The following is a 19141-nucleotide window of genomic DNA, read 5'->3' as shown; positions in this document are numbered from 1 at the left end:
CCTCACAACCTCAGCAAAGTTTCCATCAATTCATCGACAACCGAGATGATGCGTGCGTTTGCGGCATAGCTTTGCTGAATACGCATCATGTTTTGCATCTCTGTATCCGTGTCGACGCCTTGCTCGGCCTCGATGCGTGCCATCTCGGATTGCGCATTATCCGCGAAGACCCAGCGCGTCTGGGCAGCATGCGCGTCTGCGCCGGCACTGGACAACAGCGCCTCAGTCACCTCGGTCGCGCGCATGTTTCCGGTGCCGAATATCGCCGATGCAATCGGGCGCGCGGTGTCCAACGCGGCCCCGAACGCCTGTAATTGCGTCGCATTTCCGGGATCGCCGGGTGCCGCTGCACCCAAGCCCGCGCGCAAACGCCAGCTGTCACCGCCCGTATCGGGATCGACTGTCGTATTCAGGCTGATGCGTGACGCCAGCCCCGGCGGAGCGGTGACGTCAAAGCGGTTTCCGCCATCTGTGAACAGGCCCGGGTCAGCTGCGCCCGCAGTTGCATCCAGACCGGGAGTTTCAAAGCGTTCGATCAGGTCGCGAGCCACTGCGTCCAGTTGCATTTGCGCTTCGACCGTCAGAGTGTCGCGAATCTCAAACTGAGCCGCCAGCGCCCCACCGCGAATTTGAGCCGACTCTCCCAGCGTTCGGACCGGGTTTCCGTTCATCTCAAGACCAGACAGCAATCCGTTCGCCACCGTCATGTGAGGCCGCGTGTCACCGGTTGTCGTAAACGTGAATTCGGCCGCTTTCCCTTCCAGAAGGATCAGTCCGCCATCTGAATACAGCGAGACCCGGTCGTTTTCTCTGGCGACCACATTGACCGGTATAAGTTCGTTGACCCGGTCGATCAGAATCTGCCGTTGATCCAACAGGGCGCCAGTGTCACCCCCGCCATTGCGGATCGCTGGTATTTTGGCATTGAGGTCCTCGATGTCCTCCAGCGTTTGGTTCAGCGTTTCAACATAAGAGCCGATTTTTCGATCTGCGTCCGAGCGCGTTTGCCGCAGGTTTTCCGAGGCCGAGTTTAGACCGTCGGACATTGCGCGCGCGCTGCGGGCTGCCTGATCCAGGCGTTCGATCGAATCCGGTAGGCTGGCTGCGGTGATCAGACTGCCTTCAAAATCCGACAACCGGGCGGCAAGCGACGTTGCCTGATCCGGAGGGCCGACAAAGCGTTCGAACCGGGAATGAAACTCTGCAATTGCAGAGTGCCAGCCAAGTTCGGCATCGGTTGTGCGCCGGTTTGCGGTCAGGACCGGATCCTGATGCCGCGTGATACCCACGACCCGAACGCCATTGCCCGAGATCTGACTGGTGGTCAGCTCCAGCGACCGCCGCGCATAGCCGGGCGTCAGCGCGTTGGCGATGTTGCCCGACACCACCGCGGCGCCGCGGCTGGCCGCGGTCAGGCCGCCGAGGGCGTTGTTCAAAGCTGTCGACATGTTCATGGGACAGGTCCTTTCCCTGGATCAACGCCCGGATCAGCGTTTGATGTTTGTGGTTTCCTGCAACATTTCATCCACGGTCTGAATGACCTTGGCGCTGGAGGAGTAGGCGCGCTGGGTCTGGATCATCGAGGTCAGTTCGGTCGCCACATCCGTCGTCGATTCCTCGCGCGCGAACGAAACCAGGTCGCCTGTCGGTCCCTCGCCCGCGTTCCAAAGGAAGAACGTGCCGCTTTCCCGTGAGGGCGCGTAGGTCTGGCTGTCAAGCGCGGTCAACCCATTCGGGTTGGGCACGTCGGCCAGTGGGATCTGGAACATCCGGCGGCTGACGCCGGTGTCATAGAACGCGTAGACATAGCCGTTTTCGTCGACCTGAACGCTGGTCATGGTGCCGACCGCAGACCCGTCGCGCGTGATCGAAACCGGGGCGAAAGTGTCCGACAATTGCGTGATGCCATCCGCATCACCAATCTCGCCGATATTGACCTCCATCGGGCCACCCGCCACGTTCACGACAAAGCTACCGGTGGCTGGATCATAGGCCCCGCCCGAGACGGTGGTGACGCTGGCCAGTGTTCCACCAGCCGTGCGGCTGTCGGTGAAGGTCAGGGTATACTCCCCGATCACCGCGCCGCCCGACGCCGAATCCCGCAGTGTTAGGGTCCATTCGTTGCTGGACCCGGCGGCGGGCACTGTTGGCACCAGCTCGATATCGACGCTTTCGGATTTGCCCAGATTGTCGAAATACTCGACCGACAGGGGTTGCGTGTCCCCCGGCGCGCCGGCGTCGGTCGCGGTGGCGGGCAAGTTCATGCGCAAGTTCATTTCAGTCGTCGGCGAACCGGACAGCTGATTGACGCTTAACTGTATCGGCTCCAATGCGGCGGGTGTGTCGCGCGGCACGCTCGGGATCGTGCCGTCCGCCGCCGCGCGCCAGCCAAGCAGGACAAGGCCGGATTCTGTGACCAGATAACCTTCTTCATTGGTGCGGAACGAGCCGGTTGTGGTCAGCAGCATCTCGTTCGAACCTGCCGCGATCTGCGAGCTTGGACGCACCGGCAGCATGCCCCGACCACGTACGGCCAGATCGGTCGAGTTGTTGGTCGTGACCAGAGGCCCGCGCTGATCAATCAGGCGCTGGCTGGTGGTTCTGACCCCGCCGGCGGAATAGCTGCCACCCTGGCCCGAAGTGACCATGGAATGAAAATCCGTTTCAACCCGCTTGTACCCGAAGGTCGAGGAATTCGCGATGTTGTCGGAAATCGTTGCCAGTTTGTTGGCATTGGCCTTCAACGCCGCGACACCGGCATTCAGCGAAGAGGAAATGGTCATCAGCGCGCCCTTCTGTTGCGTCAATCGTTGCAGCAACAGGTAACGTACTGGCCCTTAACAGCGCGCTAACAGATAAAATGCGTCGTATCCTGGGGCTACGGCACGCGCAGAAAGATGATCTCGATCCGGTTGTTGCGCGCTGCCATCGGATTGTCCGCGACACGTTCCCGGTCGGCGTGACCCGCAACCCGGTCCAGCCGCAGGGGCTCGACACCATTGTTCTGCAACATCTGCCGGACCACTTGTGCCCGCGACGTAGACAAATCCCAGACCGGGTTCTTTGCCAGAACCACAGGTGCCGAGCGCACGTGGCCCTCGACCGCGATGGCATTGGTCACAAGGTCCGACGACCGCGCCACCAGCAAGGCCAGTGCGCGCATCATGTCTGTCGGTTTGTCGGTCTCTGGTACGAACAGGGCTTGCGATTCGGTATCGAACAATTCAACGACCAACCCTTCGTCGGTGACGCGGGTGACGATATGTTGCAAGTGCTTGCTCGACACCAGGCTCTCACCGCTGCGCCCCAGCAGGTGCGCTTCGAGCGTCGAGAAATCCTCGGAAGCGCCTTCGCCCCCGCCGCGTGCGTCAACTCCGGTGGAACCGCGCGCCTGGTTCGCTTCGGTTGGATTGCGGTTGCTGGCACCCGAGCCATCCATCACCATGGTCTTTTCCGAAAACATGTTGTCTCCGCCAAAGGCACCGTCTCCGCCGCCCGACACGGGATTGACCGGAATCGTCGGCGAAAAGTAGTCCGCCAGCCCCTTGCGTTGTTTTTCCGTCGTTGCATTCAGCAGCCACATCAACATGAAGAAGGCCATCATGGCCGTGACAAAGTCGGCATAAGCGACTTTCCATGCGCCGCCGTGGTGGCCATCGCCGCCCGACACGCGCTTCTTCTTGATGATGATTGGCGCCGCATTGGTTTGCGCACCCATCTCCACCACCTTTATTCACCCAGCTACCGGGGTATCCCCGCAGGTCTTAAGGTGGCCTTAACACTTAAAACTGTTCGGAAATTAGTCGCCTATCTGGGCCCTCCCACTGCCGCGCGACGCAGGATGAGCGACAAGCGATCAAAGCTGTTCTTAACGCCTTCGGTATCGGGCTTGGCAAAGAAATCATCCAGTTCGGCGTGTACGCGCACGGCTTGATCCAGCAGGGGATCCGAACCCTCGGCGTAAAGGCCCGCTTTGATCATTACCTCGGATTGTTCGTAGCTTCCGACCAGTTTGCGGGTTTCCGCGATCAACTGGTTTTCAGTGCCGTTGGCAGCGTCCGGCAGGCTGCGCGACACCGAGCGGCTAAGGTCGATCGCCGGAAACCTGCCGCGTTCGGCGATGTCGCGGCTGAGGACAATGTGGCCGTCCAACACGCCACGCAGAATGTCGGCGACGGGTTCGTCCATATCCGAACCGGCCACCAGAACGCTGAAAACTGCGGTGATATCGCCCTGATCCTGCGCCCCGGGCCCGGCTCGTTCGCAAAGGCTGGCAATCAGCGAAGTGACCGAAGGAGGGAACCCGCGCAGCGAGGGCGATTCTCCCATCGCCACGGCGATCTCGCGGTGGGCTTCGGCAAAGCGGGTTATTGAATCGGCTAGAAACAACACGTTCAAACCCTGATCGCGCAGGAACTCGGCCACCGACATGGCCGACCAGGCGCAGCGGCGGCGCACCAGTGCGGACTGGTCCGAAGTTGCGGCCACAACGACCGCTCGTTTCATCCCCTCGAGTCCCAGAGCCTTGTCGACAAACTCGTTCACTTCGCGCCCGCGTTCACCGATCAGCGCGACAACGACCACATCCACCTCCATCGATCGGGCCAGGGTTGCCAGCAGAGTGGATTTTCCAACGCCAGAGCCCGCGAACAGACCAACGCGTTGGCCACGCACGACGGGCAGAACCGTGTTGAGCATTGCCAGTCCGGTTGCCATGCGCGCGCCCAAGGGATTGCGGGACACGGCTGCGGGCGGCGCTTGCATAATGTCGCGCGCCTCAACGCCGCCCAGCAGGGGCTTGCCGTCGAGCGGCTTGCCGAAGGTATCCACAACGCGGCCCAGCCAGTGCATCGCAGGGGCAAACGCTGGCGAGGCCTCCAGATACACCCGGTCACCCAGACTAACCCCGTCTGACGCGGCGCTAGGCAGCATGTGAATGTGGTCGGCGTCCACGTGCAGCACTTCGCCCGCCAGATCCGGCCCGTCACGGCGTTGCAGCGTCAGGTGATCCCCGATTCGCGCGGGACCTGCCAAACCCCCCACTTCTATCACGCCGTTTGCGACCCCGGTGACCAGCCCCATATGGCGCACCGCAGTCAGCCTGTCGAATTCGCATTTCAAAAGGATGGGATCGAGATCGGTCATGTCGTGGTCTCCAACTGGTTTGCTGAAAACGGTTTTTAAAGGAATCGGGGTTAAGCCTTGATTGAAATTGATCGAGGGAGAAGCCCCGATGTTCTCTGATTTGAACGTCTTTAAGACAGCGTACGCAATGGCAACCCATGCCGGGCAAAGGCAGGCGGTCATCGCACGTAACATGGCAAATGCGGATACGCCGGGTTACCGCGCCCGCGATATTCAAACTTTTCAGACTGCGTTCGAAAATACCGGCCCCAGAACCGCGATGGTGGCCACAAGATCTGCGCATATCCATGGGGCCGAGGCCGGTGATCAACACTGGGTCGAGCATGTGTCTCATGCTGCGAGCGATCCCAATGGCAACGGTGTCTCGTTGGAAGAAGAGATGCTGAAGGCGGTCGAGGTTAAGCGTCAGCATGATCGCGCGCTGGCTATCTATCGCTCTTCGATCGGTATCCTGCGAACCAGCCTCGGTCGCGTTTAGGGGGCCGGGTCATGAGTGATTTTTCTCATTCCCTGACGGCCTCAGCCAGCGCCTTACGGGCACAGGCCGCGCGCCTGCGCCACGTGTCCGAGAATATCTCGAACGCGGATACGCCCGGCTATCGACGCAAGACCGTCCCGTTCGAAACCGTCGAGAAGGCAGGCCGGGACGTGGTGCAGGCCGGGCGCGTCAAGCTTGATCACAGGGCGCTCTCGCGCATCCATGATCCCAGCCATCCCCTGGCGGATGAGACCGGCCATTATCGGGGCTCGAATGTCGATCTGATGATCGAAATAGCTGACGCGCGCGAAGCGCAGCGCAGTTATGAGGCCAACCTCAAAATGTTCGACCAGACCCGGCAGATGTCGTCGGCTCTGATGGATCTACTTCGGAAATAAGGACAACCAGAATGGATATCCGATCAATAACTGCCGCGCAGAACTATGCCGGTGCGCGACCCGCCACGCAGGCTGACCCGGATCACGCCGGATTGGCACAGGGGTTGCGGTCAGGTTTTCAGGACTTCGCGGCGACACTGAAGCACAGTGAGCAAGTCGCTCAGACCGCGATGGTCGGTCAGGCCGACCCGCACGCGTTGGTGCAAGCCCTGGCGCAGACCGAGCTGGCTGTCGAAACCGCCGTGATCGTGCGCAACAAAGTGGTCGAAGCGTATCAGGAAATCCTGCGGATGCCGGTCTGACACAATGCTGAGCGAGGGTCTCTACTATGACATCGTCCGCCAGGCGCTGTGGGTCGCGGTGATCACGTCGGTCCCGATTCTGGCGGTGGCGCTGGTTTCGGGGCTGGTGGTCGGTCTGTTTCAGGCCCTGACCTCGGTGCAGGAGATGACGCTGACTTTTGTTCCCAAGCTGATCGCGATCGTTATCGTGTTCTGGATCTCGATGGGTTTCATGACCCAGACGCTCGTCACATTTTTTACCGGAACGCTTGTTCCATTGATTGCAGGAGGCCGCTGATGGACACTGCCTATGTCACCCTGTCCCGCCAATCGGGGCTGATGAACGAAATGCGGTTGGTCGCGAACAATATCGCCAATGCCAATACCACCGGCTATCGCCAGCAGGGATTGGTGTTTTCCGAATTTGTCCGGGACATGCCGCATACGCCATCATTGTCCATGAGCCGGGCCGAGGTGCGCAATACGCTGCTGCACCAGGGGGTGCTGACCGAGACCGGTGGCCAGTTCGACTTTGCCATCGAAGGCGACGGGTTTTTCATGGTGGAAACGCCCGATGGCAACCGGCTGACCCGCGCAGGAAGTTTCTCCCCGAACGCGGACGGCGATCTGGTGACGTTGGACGGGTTTCGTGTGCTGGACAGCAACGGCGCCCCGGTTTTTGTGCCGCCCGACGCCGCGACAATCGATGTGGGCGGAGATGGCACGCTGAGCGTGGCAGGACAGCCGCTGGGCCAGATCGGGGTGTATCGGGTCGCTGACCCGCAGAACCTGGTGCGCGAAGGCAGCACCCGGTTCCGTCCTGGCGGAGATGTCGAGCCGGTAGATAACCCGGTTGTCCTGCATCGCTTTCTGGAAGGCTCGAACGTCAATGCTGTCGAGCAGGTGACGCGGCTGGTTGAAATTCAGCGCGCCTACGAACTTGGGCAAAGCTTTCTGGACGCTGAAAACGAACGTGTGCGGGGCGCGCTCAAAGCCCTGATGCGCTGATCTGAACAAGGAGAATCGATATGCGGGCACTCAAGATCGCAGCCACCGGGATGACAGCGCAGCAGATGCGGGTCGAGACGATTTCGAACAACCTGGCGAATATGAACACCACCGGGTACAACGCGCGCCGGGCTGAGTTTGCCGATCTGCACTATCAGCAGATGGCGCGCGCTGGCACCGTCAATTCGTCTGATGGGACCGTTTTGCCGACGGGTATTCAACTGGGCCTCGGGGTGCGCCCATCGGCGGTCACCGTTCAGTTGGAACAGGGTGCGCTGTCGCAGACTGGCGGCAACCTTGACGTCGCCATTGAAGGGCGCGGATATCTGGAAGTGACGCTGCCAAACGGCCAGTCTGCCTTTACCCGCGACGGCAGTCTGAAACGATCGGCAGAGGGGCTGATCGTGACCTCGGATGGCTTCACCGTGGCGCCCGAGATCACGATCCCGGACGACGCCAGATCGATCTCGATCAATGCGTCGGGCGAGGTCTACGCCTATTTCGACGACGCTCCCGAAGGCCAGTTGTTGGGTGAGTTCACGTTGGCCAGCTTCTCCAACGCCAAAGGGTTGGAGGCGATCGGAAGCAATTTGTTCAAAGAGACCGAAGCCTCGGGCGCACCGGTAGTCGGAACCCCGGGCGAGGACGGTCTGGGCACGTTGCGGCAAGGCTATCTCGAAGACAGTTCGGTCGACGCCGTACGCGAGGTGACAGAGTTGATCGAGGCTCAGCGCGGCTATGAAATGAACGCCAAGGTCATTACCGCCGTCGACCAGATGATGAGCGCGACGACGCAGGTGCGGTGATGCGGTGTCTGTTTCTGTTGTTGGCAGCTTGGCCGCAGGCGGTCCTGCCCGAGATCGTCGTCCCGACCCGAACGATCCGCGCCAAAGAGGTGATCGCAGCCGAAGATTTGGAAGTCAAGGCGTCCAACGTAACCGGTGCCGTGGCAAGCGCTGCAAGCCTGGTCGGTCAGGAAGCCCGGGTTGCGCTGTATCCCGGGCGGCCGATCAATCCGGCAGATGTCGGCCCTCCGGCGATTGTCGATCGCAATGACCTGGTGACGCTGGTGTTTGGCCGGGCGCTGCTGTCGATCACCGCCGAAGGCCGTGCGTTGGGACGCGGCGCGGCGGGTGAGCGTATCCGGGTCATGAACCTGTCATCGCGCACAACGATCACCGGTGTAATCCGTCCTGATGGGCAAATCGAGGTAAAGTAATGTCAAACCTGACCAAATCCCTGCTGCTTACCGCGTTGGCGGTTTCGGCCTGTGGTCGACTGGACCATTTGGGCAAGCCGCCCAGCTTGACGCCGACAAACGAATCTCCGGAACATGTGGCAATGCTATGGCCGGGACTACCGCTGCATAGCCAGTCGCAACGCACTGTCGACCAGGCATCGCTTTGGAGTGGCGGCCAGCATTCCCTACTGGGCGATCAGCGCGCGATGAAGAAGGGCGACATCCTAACCGTTGTTATTGAATTGGATGAAAAGGCCGAGATTTCCAACGACACCAACCGCTCGCGCACCGGCAAGGAAAGCCTCGCGGTACCTGGCCTGTTCGGTTTCCCGCAGCGTGCCACGCGGAACTGGCCCGAAGGTGCGTCTTTGGACGAAGTTGTCGAGATTGACTCGTCTTCGTCGTCCAAGGGAAAGGGCGCGGTAAAACGCAAAGAAAAACTGACTTTGCGTGTGGCGGCGACCGTGGTCGACGTCTTGCCCAACGGGGTTTTGTCGATCTCGGGCACGCAAGAGCTGCGGGTGAATTTCGAACTGCGTGAGTTGCTGGTCTCTGGCTATGTGCGCCCCGAGGACATTTCGCGCCAAAACGAGATCACTTATGACAAGATCGCTTCGGCGCGGGTGTCCTATGGTGGTCGCGGTCAGATTACGGACGTCCAGCAACCCCGTTACGGACAACAGGTCCTCGATACGTTGCTGCCATTCTGAGGTTTTGCTGTGATCAAGAAACTTTTACCGATCATCTTTTTGGTTGTTGGACTGGCTGCGGGGGTTGGGGCGGGCCTGTTGATGGCACCGGCCCCGGCCGGCACGGATCACAAAGACGCCAAGGCCGATGCCGAAAAGCCCAAGGACGCCAAATCGAACAAGGACAAGCAGGACAAGAATGCCAAAAAGGATGAAAAGTCCGACGGCTATGAATACCTGAAACTGACCAAGCAATTCGTGGTGCCTGTGGTTTCCGAGGACGAAATCACCGCGTTGGTGACAATGTCGCTGAGTTTACAGGCCAGCCCGGGACTGTCCGATACCTTTTATGCCAAGGAGCCCAAACTGCGCGATGGGTTCTTGCAGGTGCTGTTCGACCACGCCAATACAGGTGGGTTCGACGGGGCGTTTACCACGTCCAACAACCTGGAGGTCTTGCGCCAGTCCCTGCTGGAAGTTGCGCATAAAGAGTTGGGGCAGGATATCTCGGGCGTTCTGATCATGAGTGTCAATCGACAAGACAGCTGACACCGGCCTGCCAGGCATTCATCCGGTTGGACGTCGCGCCGTTGCGCGGGTTTGCGCCCTCAACTCGGCAACGGCCTGTTTGCGGCCAAAGGCGGTGCGCAGGCTTTTCATCGCGTCGAGCTTTTGCGCACGTAGCTGCGCCAGTTCCATGTTCAGCTGACGCCGCGTGGCCGATTCCCAGCGATGCCACAGAACGTCTGTGCCGGTGATGCGGTAGCTGTCCGAAAGCGAACTGTCAGATTGCACCTGTGCAAGTTGAGCGTCCAACCGGGCGAGCTGTTCCCGGACCCGCGTCTCGGCTTGCAACAGCGGTTGCAGCCGCTGGTTCTCTTTTTCAAACGCGGCTTCGGTTACGGCACGCAGGTCCGAAAGCTGTGTCAGTTTCAACGAATCTTTCCTTTTGCTCGCTTGCGCATCTCTTCTGCAAAGCGAATGGCTGCAGCCACCGGGCGGTAGTGCTCTTGCGCGATCTCCTGCCCGATCTCGACCGTGGCGTGAATGGCCCGCGCGGTCGGCGGATCGGAATGGATCGGAACCGCCGCCTCGGCCGCAGCCGAGCGGATAGCGGCGGCGACAGCGTCCATGCCCTTGGCAATGCAGACCGGGGCCGAGCCGCTGGCGCGCGACCATTTCAGCGCGACTGCATAGTGGGTCGGGTTGACGATGATCACGTCGGCGTTCGGCACGTCGGCCATCATCTGATTGGTGGCGATTTCCTGCGCCCGGTGACGGCGCTGTTGTTTGACGTGGGGATCACCTTCGGCGTCTTTGGTCTCGTCCTGGATTTCCTTGCGCGACATGCGGTTCTTGCGCATGTGCTCGGCGTGCTGCCAAAGGTAATCCACCACACCGATCGCCAGCGCGACAAACACCACAATGAACAAAAACCGGGCCAGCAGTCTCATCATCATCAGGATCGAAGTCTGGGCGGGTGAAGCGCTGGACGAGAGTATCTGATCCAGATGGGCGCGCAAAAACACCGCCAGACATGTGCCATAGATCACCAGCTTCACAAAGCTCTTTGCAAATTCAAAAAGGCCGCCGCGCCCGAATTTGTTCTTGGCGTTCGATACCAGCGAGATACGGGACAGTTTGGGCTTGAGTTTTGTAGGGGCGAAAATCAAAGCGCGCTGGGCGATCAGACTCAGCACCACTGCGGCGACTGGCAAAACAAACAGCATGGCGACCGGTGTCAGGGTTGAGGCGAGGATGCCTGCGACCGGAGCAGCCGCCGGTCCAGCGGCAATCAGGGCGGCGATCTGATCCGGTTGATCGATCAGAACAAGCAGCGCCGCACCCAGTTCGCGAGCCACATACTGGCCCGCCACCAGCATGGCGATCAGCAAACCGACATAGGCGGCGACAACGGATAGATCATTGGATTTGGCAATCTCGCCCTTTTCGCGAGCCTTCTGTAGCTTTTGCGGCGTTGGCTCAAATGGCTTGTCGCTGTCGTCGTCCTGGCCGCTCATGGCGGGGATCCAACCGGATCTCGCAGGAAGGCGAACAGGGCGTCGGACCAGACGGACAGGATCAGCGGAGCGCCTGCAAACAGCAGAAACAGGCCCGCAAACGTGATCGCCGGGGCGCCAACGAATGCGACCATGAGCTGCGGCATCGCGCGGTTGATCACACCCAGCGCCAGGTTATAGATCAGCGAGGCAATGACAAAGGGTGTCGCCAGCGCAAAGGCCAGCCCAAAGCTGCGCGACACTTGCGCGACACCCCATTGCGACAGGTCCGGTACCGATGGCGAGATCGCCATCGGAAACAGGGCGTAGCTGTTGATGATGAACTGGGCGGCGTAGACGTGCAGCCCCATCAGCGCCGCCAATGCCAATCCCGCAAGGGTCAGGAAGTAGCCCATCGCCGGAACGGGCTCGATGGCGGCACCGCCCAAAATTTGCGACAGAGAGGTGGCCTGTGCGGCGATCGAGCCCGCCGTTTGCAGCGCCAGCACAAACAACCGCAGACCCATCCCCAGAACCAGCCCCACCAGAACCTCGGTGCCCACCAGCGCGGTCAGGTGTAGCAACCCGGATGTGGGGCGATACTCGGGTATGGCGGGAGACACGATCAGTGTGAACGCCACGGCAACGCTCAGCTTCACGCGTACGGGAAGACTGCGTTCCCCAAAGGCGGGCAGCAAGGACACCAGCGCCGCGACGCGCAGGAACACCGCAAACATGTGCCAAAGGCCGCCCCCGATCACGGAGAGAAGTTCGGGCGGCAGAGCGATCATGCGGGCACGGTCCCGACCAGTGCCGGCCGCGCCTCGAGGCCGATTTCCTCGAACGAAAGCACTGGGTTCGAAATACCACGCGCCTGCATGATCGTGCGCAGCAGACGGCGGCGCCGGGTCGAGGTCACAAGGGCCGGGAACAACCCGTGCTCGGTGGATTGCGATACTGTTTGCGTCACGCCATCCGCCAACTTGTTGAACAGATTGGGCGGCAAGGCCACATCCGGGCCAGCATGGGGCGTGTCAATCTGGTAGGTGGTAAACGTATCCTCCCATTCCGGGGCCAGCTGGATCAGCGGGATCGAGCCGTCGTCGCGCTTCATGTCGGCGACCAATTGGAAGCCAAGCTGTTGACGGACCAGCTCGCAGATGCCTTCGGGCTGAGTCGTGGTCAGGCGCGCTTCGGCGATGCTTTCGAGGATCAGCGCCATATTTCGGATTGAAACGCGTTCGTCCAGAAGCAGGCGCAGAACCGAATGCAGCGTGTCGATAGGGACCTTGTCGGGGATCAGCTCGTCCAGCAGTTTCTGGTTCGCCTCGGCCCGGACCGGGTCGCTGAGCCGGGTCATCTCTGACAGCAGTCGGCGCAGCGACTTCAGGGTCAGCAGGCGCGGGAAGTTCTGCTTGATGATCTCCAGAAGATGCGTGGCAAGGATTTCAGGCGGGGTGACGATGGTTGCACCGCTGAGCGCTGCGGTTTCCTGGTCTTTGGGCAGAATCCAACGTGCCGGGGCACCGTAGACCGGTTCGGTCACATCGGTGCCCTCGGGCAGAAGATCGGCACCGTCCTGCACCAGCGCCAGCACCAGGTCGGAATTCAAAACGCCGCGTGCCTGCTCGACCCCGTGTACCTTTATCACGTAGGTGCCGATGGGCAGCTCGGCCCGGTCGGTCAGGCGGATTTCGGGCAAGATCAGGCCGAAGCTGGAGGCGACATAGGTCCGCATATTGGCGATGCGTGCATCCAGACCGGTCCCGGGGTTCAGCACCATGCTGACCAGATCGGGCGCAAATTCCAGATGCAGATCATCAAGGTCAAGAATATCGCCAATGGCTTGCGAAACCGGCGTTTCGGTCTGTGGGGGCGGGGTCTGTGCCGCCTCGGCCTCGGCCTTTTGGGTCTTGCGGACGGAATACGCCGCATAGCCCAGAACGCTTGCGCCAAGGATGAAGGGCAGGAACGGCAGGCCCGGGACCAACGCAAACAGCACCATCAGACCCGCCACCGTTCCCAACGCGGCCGGGTGCCGCCCCAGTTGCGAGAATATCGCGTTGTCCGTCGCACCCTGGGTGCCGCCACGCGCCAGCAGCAGCGCTGAGGCGATCGAGATGATCACGGCCGGGATCTGCGATACCAGCCCGTCGCCAACGGTCAGAATGGCATAGGTTTCAAAGGCCGATGTAACCGGCATGCCGTGCACGATCACACCCATCACCAACCCCATCACGAGGTTCAGCAGCGTGATGAGCAACCCGGCGATTGCGTCCCCCTTGACGAATTTCGAGGCGCCGTCCAGCGAACCAAAGAATGTCGTTTCCTGCTGCTCGCGCTCGCGTCGTTCTTTGGCCTGCTGGTGGTCGATCGCCCCGGCGGACATGTCGCTGTCGATGGCCAGCTGTTTGCCGGGCATCCCGTCCAGCGCAAAGCGCGCGCCAACCTCGGCCATGCGGGCAGCCCCCTTGGTGATGACCATGAAGTTTACGATCAGCAGGACGCCGAACACGACAAGCCCCAGAAAGATGCTGCCGCCCATGACGAACTGGGCGAAGCCTTCAATGACATCTCCGGCGGCGTTGGTGCCGGTGTGCCCCTGACCAATGATCAGTTTCGTGGACGAGACGTTCAGCGACAGCCGCAGCATCAGCGAGGCCAGCAGGATTGTCGGGAAGGACGAAAAGTCCAGCGGTCGTTCGATGAACAGCGTGAGCGAGAAGATCAGGATCGCCAGCGCAAATGACGCCGCAAGCCCGACATCAAGAACCCAGGCCGGCATGGGCAGGATCATCATCACGATGACTGTCATCAGTGCCAGCGCCAGCAGCACGGTCGGCGAAAACAGGGTGCGTATGTCGATCCGGGGCAAGGGCTGCTCCTAATTGAAGGCGATGAATGCGGTGGCGGTGCCGGAGGCGGGCATCAGCGAACCCAGAACGCCCCGTTGCCCGTGTTCCTGCGCAAGTGGAATAAGCGGACCTGCAGCGCCCGCAAACGGATCAGGAGGTCGCGATGGGGTCGTGCCGTCCAATTGCGCCAAAATGGTATGAAACCGATCCCGGTACGCCTGCGCCAAAGCGGGCGTGCGCGAATGATAGGCCCCTGCGGCGGCGGGCCAAGACCCGAGTTCGACATGAAGCCCTTTTAAGAACCGCGCTGCGTACAGGGCGTTCTCGGCGGGGTCGAACATGGCGTCGATGGACCGGAATGCCTTGCCGTGCCAGCGATAGTTTATCTGGAAACACCCGACATCGAAACTGCGCTTGCCGGCTTTGAAGATGTTGAACACATAGGCTTTGGCCTCGGCTTCCGAGGTGAACCAATATCCCTGTCCTTCGACATTAACGGTCCAGGGCCAGGGCTCGATCCTGCCATCGCGTTTGCGGCCCGTTTCCACCCGCGATATGGCCTGAAGCACGTCCAGAGGGACCCCTTCGGCCTGCGCTGCACGGCGCGCCGCGCGATCGCACACGCCGACCCCGCCGGGCATAGCTTCGGCGGCCAGCGCGGAAGAAATAAACAGATACAGCGCAACGATAGGTCTGGGCATTCTGCCGGTCCGAGATTCTGATCACTCTCGGGCACGCTAGCGGTCTTTGGGTTTACAGAGCGTTATCGCCGCTCAGTTTCGATCAATACGCCGACCAAAGACCACGCTGGTATTGGTGCGCAGGACGCCGGGAACTTTGGCCAACTCGTCCACCAGAATATCCAGATCCTCGATCCGGGGTGCCTCGGCGGACAGCAGCAGGTCGAACTCGCCATTGATCGACAGGCACAGTTTGACTTCGGGATAAGCCTCAAGTCGCTTGATGATGCGCGTGGTTTCCTTTTGCTGCACCTCAAGCAGAACGATGACCTGAACCTTGGGGGTATCTTCGGCTTCGCGCAGGATAACCGAGTATCCCGCGATCACCCCGCGGTCCTGCATCCGGTTGATGCGTTCATGCACGGTGGTGCGTGCGACACCCAGTTTCGCGGCGATCCGCGTGGTCGAGTCGCGGGCGTTGTGTTGCAGGGCGGCGATGATGCGGCGGTCAAGCTGGTCCATGGTTCCTTTGGTCTAGTGCAGAAGACAACCCAAGCTCAAGCCGTGTCGGGTCGGGGGCTGCTTTGCCCGTCGCGCGGCCACAGGGCAAAGGCGAGACACAGGCCTAGGACGGCGGCGATAGCGGTCCAGAACAAGGCCACCGTGACCCCCTGGCTTGTCATCAGCCAGCCGGCCATCGGGTAGAGCACCAGCCAGCAAGCGTGGGACAGGGTGAATTGGGCCGCAAAGACCGCAGGACGATCTTCGGGCCGGGCGGATCGTGTCAGCAAACGTCCCGAGGGGGTCAACGTTGCGGAATAGCCAAATCCAACGCAGGCCCACAGGCAAGTCAGCAAGCCCAGCGAGAGCGGGGCGCTGCTGGACAACAGCGCGGACAGTGCCATTGCGACAGTTCCGAACAGGGCCCCGCCAAGCATGACGCTGCGATCCCGGAAATGGTCCAGCAGTTTCGGCAGCGCAAAGGCTGCCACCATCGAGCCTCCGCCAAACCCGGCCAGCGCGATGGCCACCGCGCTTTCGGACAGGCCAAGATCGGATCGGACGATGACCACGGTGTTGACGATGACCATCGCGCTGAGAGCGGCGGCAGTCCAGTTCAGCGCCAACAACCCGCGCAAGCGTCGCGTGCGCAGATACAGGCGGATACCTCGGGTGGTACGGTCATAGATACCGCGCCGCGCCGCGGGTTTCGGGGACGGAAGCGCCACCGATACAACCAGCATGGCCGAGGCGATGAATCCGAGGCTGGTGCCCCAGAACAGCGTGTCGAAACTGACAAACGTCAGCAAAAGCGCCGCCAGCGCCGGGCTGATCAGGCTTTCCATATCATAGGCCAGCCGCGACAGGGACAGCGCCTTGGTATAGTCCTTTTCGTCGGTCAGAACATCCGGGATCGTCGCCTGAAACGCGGGTGTAAACCCGGCCGAGGCCGATTGCAGCACGAAGATCAGAACATAGACCTGCCAGACCTCGGTGACGAAGGGCAGGCCGACCGCAACCGCCGCACGCACCAAATCCAATGCTACCAGCATCTTGCGCCGGTCAATCCGCTCGGCAAAGGCGGCAGCCAGCGGTGCGACCAATACGTAGGCCACCATCTTGATGGTCAGCGCAGTACCCAGAACCAGCCCGGCCTGATCACCAGCCAGATCATAGGCCAGCAACCCCAGTGCAATCGTCGCCAGCCCGGTCCCCGACAGGGCGACGATCTGTGCCCCGAACAGATGCCGGTAGACCCGGTTTCTGAGAATACCGAGCATCTGTCAGAGGTACTTCGTAATGGTCTTGAACTCCTCAACACCGGTATTCTCGTCCTCCGCAGTTGCGGACAGACAGTGGTCGATGTGATCGTGGATCAGAACCCGTTTTGCATTTGTGATCGCCTTTTCCACTGCGAACAGCTGTTGCGCGATATCGGCGCAGGGGGCGTGATCATCCAGCATGGAAATGACCTTGGCCAAATGCCCGTGCGCGCGTTTGAGGCGCGCTGTGATTTCGGGGTGAGATTCGTGCGTGTGGTTTGACATGATTATCCCTATCCCCCCCATAGGGATATTGTCAATGTCGCGGCCTCCTCTTGCCGGTCGACCAACTGAGAGCGTTGAGTTTGCCTGACAAACCTCCTATCTCGGGGGCGATACGGGACAAAGGAACACTCCGTGGCGAACCACTTGTACAAAAACGACCTGCCGGACGGGTTGGATCTGGGCCCTGTTGTGGCCATCGACTGCGAAACCATGGGGCTGAACCCGCACCGCGACCGCCTGTGCGTGATCCAGATGTCGGGTGGAGACGGCCACAGCCATATCGTGCAGGTCGAAAAGGGCCAGACAGCGGCCCCGAACCTGTGTGCGATGTTGGAAAACCCGGACGTGCTGAAACTGTTTCATTTCGGACGCTTCGATATTGCCGCGATGTATCACGCCTTTGGTGCCCTGGCCGCACCGGTCTATTGCACCAAGATCGCCAGCCGACTGGTGCGCACTTACACCGATCGCCACGGGCTCAAGAATCTGTGTCAGGAACTGATCGGCGTCGATATCTCGAAGCAGCAGCAGATGAGCGACTGGGGCGCTGAGACGTTGACCGAAGCGCAGCTGGAATACGCAGCCTCGGACGTGCTGTACCTGCACCAACTGCGCGAGGCGCTGGACGGGCGTCTGGCCCGCGAAGGCCGCTCGGAAATGGCGCAGGCCTGTTTTGATTTTCTGCCGATGCGTGCGAAGCTTGACCTCGCAGGCTGGCCCGAAACGGATATTTTTGCGCACTCATGACCGACACTGAGTCTTTTCTCAAAACCGCCCGGCAGGTCGTCACCGACGAGGCGCGCGCGTTGGACGTTCTGAGCGAGAGCCTGGACGACAATTTCGCCGAAGCGGTGCAAATGATCCTGAACGCGACTGGCCGTATCATCGTCAGCGGGATCGGCAAATCCGGTCATATCGGGCACAAGATTGCAGCCACGCTGGCGAGCACCGGAACGCCAGCCTATTTCGTGCATCCTGCCGAGGCCAGCCATGGCGATCTTGGCATGGTGTCGAAGGGCGACGTGGTTCTGGCGATCTCGAATTCCGGCGAGGCGCCGGAACTGGCAAATCTGCTGGCCTTTACCCGGCGCTTTGGCATCCCGCTGATCGGATTGTCCAGCAAGCCGGAAAGCACGCTGATGAAGCAGGCGGATGTGCATCTGCTGATCCCCTCACTGGGCGAAGCTTGCGGCTTTGGCATGGTACCGTCGATCTCGACGACTTTAACGCTTGCGATGGGGGATGCGCTGGCGATTGCGTTGATGAAATATCGCGATTTCCGGCCCGAAAACTTTCGCGATTTCCACCCCGGCGGCAAGCTGGGTGCACAGCTTAGCAAAGTGCGCGATCTGATGCATGCGGATACGCCGGTTGTTCCGACTAGGACGTCGATGGGCGACGCCCTGCTGGTCATGAGCGAAAAAAGCTTTGGTGTCGTCGGCGTGACGGATGGTGCTGGTCGTTTGCTGGGCATCGTCACCGACGGCGATCTGCGCCGCAACATGACCGGATTGCTGGACAAGAGTGTCGACGAGGTCATGACGCGCGATCCCTTGACCATCGCACCAAATGCGCTGGCGGAAGAAGCCGTTGCGATCATGAACGACCGCAAGATTACCGCGTTGTTTGTTGTCGACCCCGAGGCAGACGGGCTGGCGCAGGGGCTGTTGCATATCCACGACTGTCTGCGCGTCGGTTTGGGCTGAGGAGGACGCCGTGGATCGCTATTCCCGTATGGTGCAGTTCTTCAAGGTGCTGTTGCCGCTGGCGGCGATCTTTCTGCTGGCGACTGTATTCTTGCTGTCGCGCAGTATCGATACCAATGGAACCGGACCGTTTACCGGGGACGCGATCGATCAGCGAATGGCCGATCAGGTGGTTACGCTGCCGGACTACCAGGGCGTGACTCGTAAGGGCGAAGAGGTTCGCATCGAGGCGCGTCAGGCCCGCCAGGGTCAGGAAGGCGACGACCCAACCGCGTCCGAGATCCACGGGCAATACGATCTGAGCAACGGGCGCGAAATCACCATGGTGTCCAACGAGGGCACGATCCGCCCCGACAAGGGCACCGCCACATTCGTTGGCGATGTCGTGATCACGACGGCAGACGGTATTCAGGTCACGACTGATCTGTTGAACACATCACTGGACGAAATTCGCGGAAACACGCCGGGGCAGGTTGATGGAACCGGCCCGATCGGTGACTTTACGGCAGGCCGCATGACATTTGGGACGGAAAAAAAGGACGGACCGGTCCATATTCTTTTTACAGATGGTGTGAAACTGGTATACGAGCCACAAAAAGCTGAAAGATAACCT

The 19141-nt window shown here is 60.7% G+C and carries 24 protein-coding genes; 12 read left to right on the top strand and 12 right to left on the bottom strand.

Going from position 1 to position 19141, the window contains the following annotated elements; translation table 11 throughout:
- Positions 1–2 precede the first annotated feature (2 nt).
- The 4 genes from flgK to ACR0LX_RS07595 form a co-directional block, all read right to left on the bottom strand.
- A complete protein-coding gene (gene flgK, locus ACR0LX_RS07610; RefSeq protein ID WP_480783183.1) occupies positions 3–1454 on the bottom strand; it encodes a flagellar hook-associated protein FlgK in 1452 nt (483 codons plus the stop codon).
- A 33-nt stretch (positions 1455–1487) separates the two neighbouring features.
- Positions 1488–2783, bottom strand: a complete 1296-nt coding sequence (locus ACR0LX_RS07605) for a flagellar hook protein FlgE (protein ID WP_480579275.1) — start codon at positions 2781–2783, stop codon at positions 1488–1490.
- A gap of 95 nt (positions 2784–2878) precedes the next feature.
- Complete coding sequence (locus ACR0LX_RS07600) at positions 2879–3718, bottom strand: flagellar motor protein MotB (protein WP_480783182.1); 840 nt, start codon at positions 3716–3718, stop codon at positions 2879–2881.
- A gap of 89 nt (positions 3719–3807) precedes the next feature.
- Positions 3808–5145 (bottom strand): FliI/YscN family ATPase, encoded by a 1338-nt coding sequence (locus ACR0LX_RS07595; RefSeq protein WP_480783181.1) that lies wholly within the window; start codon positions 5143–5145, stop codon positions 3808–3810.
- An 88-nt stretch (positions 5146–5233) separates the two neighbouring features.
- Here ACR0LX_RS07595 and ACR0LX_RS07590 point away from each other — a divergent pair, with 88 nt between their 5' ends.
- The 9 genes from ACR0LX_RS07590 to ACR0LX_RS07550 are packed head-to-tail and all read left to right on the top strand — an operon-like array spanning position 5234 to position 9788.
- On the top strand, positions 5234–5623 hold the full coding sequence (locus tag ACR0LX_RS07590) for a FlgB family protein (protein WP_480783180.1): 390 nt from the start codon (positions 5234–5236) through the stop codon (positions 5621–5623).
- An 11-nt stretch (positions 5624–5634) separates the two neighbouring features.
- Complete coding sequence (flgC, locus tag ACR0LX_RS07585; RefSeq protein ID WP_480783179.1) at positions 5635–6021, top strand: flagellar basal body rod protein FlgC; 387 nt, start codon at positions 5635–5637, stop codon at positions 6019–6021.
- Positions 6022–6032: 11 nt separating this feature from the next.
- Positions 6033–6323, top strand: coding sequence for a flagellar hook-basal body complex protein FliE (gene fliE / locus ACR0LX_RS07580; protein WP_480783178.1), 291 nt, complete (start codon positions 6033–6035; stop codon positions 6321–6323).
- Between the two features lie 4 nt (positions 6324–6327).
- A complete protein-coding gene (locus tag ACR0LX_RS07575) occupies positions 6328–6600 on the top strand; it encodes a flagellar biosynthetic protein FliQ (RefSeq protein ID WP_480579287.1) in 273 nt (90 codons plus the stop codon).
- Positions 6600–7310, top strand: a complete 711-nt coding sequence (locus tag ACR0LX_RS07570; RefSeq protein WP_480579289.1) for a flagellar hook-basal body complex protein — start codon at positions 6600–6602, stop codon at positions 7308–7310. Before ACR0LX_RS07575 ends, ACR0LX_RS07570 begins: the two co-directional genes overlap by 1 nt.
- A 20-nt stretch (positions 7311–7330) precedes the next feature.
- Positions 7331–8116: a flagellar basal-body rod protein FlgG gene (flgG, locus tag ACR0LX_RS07565; RefSeq protein WP_480783177.1), complete on the top strand. Its 786-nt coding sequence runs from the start codon at positions 7331–7333 to the stop codon at positions 8114–8116.
- Positions 8116–8529, top strand: coding sequence for a flagellar basal body P-ring formation chaperone FlgA (flgA, locus tag ACR0LX_RS07560; RefSeq protein ID WP_480783176.1), 414 nt, complete (start codon positions 8116–8118; stop codon positions 8527–8529). The genes flgG and flgA overlap by 1 nt, the downstream gene beginning before the upstream one ends.
- Positions 8529–9260 carry a flagellar basal body L-ring protein FlgH gene (gene flgH / locus ACR0LX_RS07555; protein ID WP_480783175.1) on the top strand — a complete coding sequence of 244 codons (732 nt, stop codon included), beginning with the start codon at positions 8529–8531 and terminating at the stop codon, positions 9258–9260. The genes flgA and flgH overlap by 1 nt, the downstream gene beginning before the upstream one ends.
- 9 nt (positions 9261–9269) lie before the next feature.
- The gene (locus ACR0LX_RS07550; RefSeq protein ID WP_480783174.1) at positions 9270–9788 is read left to right on the top strand and encodes a flagellar basal body-associated protein FliL; all 519 of its coding nucleotides are present in this window, start codon (positions 9270–9272) and stop codon (positions 9786–9788) included.
- Positions 9789–9806: 18 nt separating this feature from the next.
- On the opposite strand, the gene ACR0LX_RS07545 is transcribed toward ACR0LX_RS07550, so the two are convergent.
- From ACR0LX_RS07545 to ACR0LX_RS07510, 8 genes are all read right to left on the bottom strand, one after another.
- Entirely contained in the window at positions 9807–10175 is a 369-nt protein-coding gene (locus ACR0LX_RS07545) for a hypothetical protein (RefSeq protein WP_480783173.1), read from the bottom strand.
- Positions 10172–11260 (bottom strand): flagellar type III secretion system protein FlhB, encoded by a 1089-nt coding sequence (gene flhB, locus ACR0LX_RS07540; RefSeq protein WP_480783172.1) that lies wholly within the window; start codon positions 11258–11260, stop codon positions 10172–10174. Before flhB ends, ACR0LX_RS07545 begins: the two co-directional genes overlap by 4 nt.
- Positions 11257–12030: a flagellar biosynthetic protein FliR gene (locus ACR0LX_RS07535; protein WP_480783171.1), complete on the bottom strand. Its 774-nt coding sequence runs from the start codon at positions 12028–12030 to the stop codon at positions 11257–11259. Before ACR0LX_RS07535 ends, flhB begins: the two co-directional genes overlap by 4 nt.
- Positions 12027–14114 (bottom strand): flagellar biosynthesis protein FlhA, encoded by a 2088-nt coding sequence (gene flhA / locus ACR0LX_RS07530; protein WP_480783170.1) that lies wholly within the window; start codon positions 14112–14114, stop codon positions 12027–12029. The genes ACR0LX_RS07535 and flhA overlap by 4 nt, the downstream gene beginning before the upstream one ends.
- 9 nt (positions 14115–14123) lie before the next feature.
- Positions 14124–14795, bottom strand: a complete 672-nt coding sequence (locus ACR0LX_RS07525) for a lytic transglycosylase domain-containing protein (protein ID WP_480783169.1) — start codon at positions 14793–14795, stop codon at positions 14124–14126.
- 72 nt (positions 14796–14867) lie between these two features.
- Complete coding sequence (locus ACR0LX_RS07520) at positions 14868–15296, bottom strand: Lrp/AsnC family transcriptional regulator (protein ID WP_480783168.1); 429 nt, start codon at positions 15294–15296, stop codon at positions 14868–14870.
- 35 nt (positions 15297–15331) lie between these two features.
- Positions 15332–16555 carry an MFS transporter gene (locus ACR0LX_RS07515; RefSeq protein ID WP_480783167.1) on the bottom strand — a complete coding sequence of 408 codons (1224 nt, stop codon included), beginning with the start codon at positions 16553–16555 and terminating at the stop codon, positions 15332–15334.
- Positions 16556–16558: 3 nt separating this feature from the next.
- Positions 16559–16822, bottom strand: coding sequence for a metal-sensing transcriptional repressor (locus ACR0LX_RS07510; RefSeq protein WP_480579313.1), 264 nt, complete (start codon positions 16820–16822; stop codon positions 16559–16561).
- 132 nt (positions 16823–16954) lie between these two features.
- On the opposite strand from ACR0LX_RS07510, the gene ACR0LX_RS07505 reads away from it, so the two are divergent.
- The 3 genes from ACR0LX_RS07505 to lptC are packed head-to-tail and all read left to right on the top strand — an operon-like array spanning position 16955 to position 19138.
- Positions 16955–17569 (top strand): ribonuclease D, encoded by a 615-nt coding sequence (locus ACR0LX_RS07505; protein WP_480579315.1) that lies wholly within the window; start codon positions 16955–16957, stop codon positions 17567–17569.
- Positions 17566–18528: a KpsF/GutQ family sugar-phosphate isomerase gene (locus tag ACR0LX_RS07500; RefSeq protein ID WP_480783166.1), complete on the top strand. Its 963-nt coding sequence runs from the start codon at positions 17566–17568 to the stop codon at positions 18526–18528. Before ACR0LX_RS07505 ends, ACR0LX_RS07500 begins: the two co-directional genes overlap by 4 nt.
- A 10-nt stretch (positions 18529–18538) precedes the next feature.
- Positions 18539–19138 (top strand): LPS export ABC transporter periplasmic protein LptC, encoded by a 600-nt coding sequence (gene lptC, locus ACR0LX_RS07495; RefSeq protein WP_480579319.1) that lies wholly within the window; start codon positions 18539–18541, stop codon positions 19136–19138.
- Positions 19139–19141 lie beyond the last annotated feature (3 nt).

The sequence above is a fragment of the Ruegeria sp. CH11 genome (genome assembly GCF_056537105.1).
Note: the sequence above shows the minus strand (reverse complement) of the source record. Positions and strands in the feature narration are given on the sequence as shown.

Excerpts from the sequence above, each read along its gene's own strand:
- ACR0LX_RS07535 (WP_480783171.1), bottom strand. The coding sequence starts at position 12,030 with ATGATCGCTCTGCCGCCCGAACTTCTCTCCGTGATCGGGGGCGGCCTT.
- ACR0LX_RS07600 (WP_480783182.1), bottom strand. The coding sequence starts at position 3,718 with ATGGGTGCGCAAACCAATGCGGCGCCAATCATCATCAAGAAGAAGCGC.
- ACR0LX_RS07500 (WP_480783166.1), top strand. The coding sequence starts at position 17,566 with ATGACCGACACTGAGTCTTTTCTCAAAACCGCCCGGCAGGTCGTCACC.
- ACR0LX_RS07570 (WP_480579289.1), top strand. The coding sequence starts at position 6,600 with ATGGACACTGCCTATGTCACCCTGTCCCGCCAATCGGGGCTGATGAAC.
- ACR0LX_RS07515 (WP_480783167.1), bottom strand. The coding sequence starts at position 16,555 with ATGCTCGGTATTCTCAGAAACCGGGTCTACCGGCATCTGTTCGGGGCA.
- flgC (WP_480783179.1), top strand. The coding sequence starts at position 5,635 with ATGAGTGATTTTTCTCATTCCCTGACGGCCTCAGCCAGCGCCTTACGG.
- ACR0LX_RS07520 (WP_480783168.1), bottom strand. The coding sequence starts at position 15,296 with ATGGACCAGCTTGACCGCCGCATCATCGCCGCCCTGCAACACAACGCC.
- ACR0LX_RS07525 (WP_480783169.1), bottom strand. The coding sequence starts at position 14,795 with ATGCCCAGACCTATCGTTGCGCTGTATCTGTTTATTTCTTCCGCGCTG.
- ACR0LX_RS07575 (WP_480579287.1), top strand. The coding sequence starts at position 6,328 with ATGCTGAGCGAGGGTCTCTACTATGACATCGTCCGCCAGGCGCTGTGG.
- flgH (WP_480783175.1), top strand. The coding sequence starts at position 8,529 with ATGTCAAACCTGACCAAATCCCTGCTGCTTACCGCGTTGGCGGTTTCG.
- fliE (WP_480783178.1), top strand. The coding sequence starts at position 6,033 with ATGGATATCCGATCAATAACTGCCGCGCAGAACTATGCCGGTGCGCGA.
- ACR0LX_RS07595 (WP_480783181.1), bottom strand. The coding sequence starts at position 5,145 with ATGACCGATCTCGATCCCATCCTTTTGAAATGCGAATTCGACAGGCTG.
- ACR0LX_RS07605 (WP_480579275.1), bottom strand. The coding sequence starts at position 2,783 with ATGACCATTTCCTCTTCGCTGAATGCCGGTGTCGCGGCGTTGAAGGCC.
- flgA (WP_480783176.1), top strand. The coding sequence starts at position 8,116 with ATGCGGTGTCTGTTTCTGTTGTTGGCAGCTTGGCCGCAGGCGGTCCTG.
- flgG (WP_480783177.1), top strand. The coding sequence starts at position 7,331 with ATGCGGGCACTCAAGATCGCAGCCACCGGGATGACAGCGCAGCAGATG.
- ACR0LX_RS07510 (WP_480579313.1), bottom strand. The coding sequence starts at position 16,822 with ATGTCAAACCACACGCACGAATCTCACCCCGAAATCACAGCGCGCCTC.
- ACR0LX_RS07590 (WP_480783180.1), top strand. The coding sequence starts at position 5,234 with ATGTTCTCTGATTTGAACGTCTTTAAGACAGCGTACGCAATGGCAACC.
- flhB (WP_480783172.1), bottom strand. The coding sequence starts at position 11,260 with ATGAGCGGCCAGGACGACGACAGCGACAAGCCATTTGAGCCAACGCCG.
- flgK (WP_480783183.1), bottom strand. The coding sequence starts at position 1,454 with ATGAACATGTCGACAGCTTTGAACAACGCCCTCGGCGGCCTGACCGCG.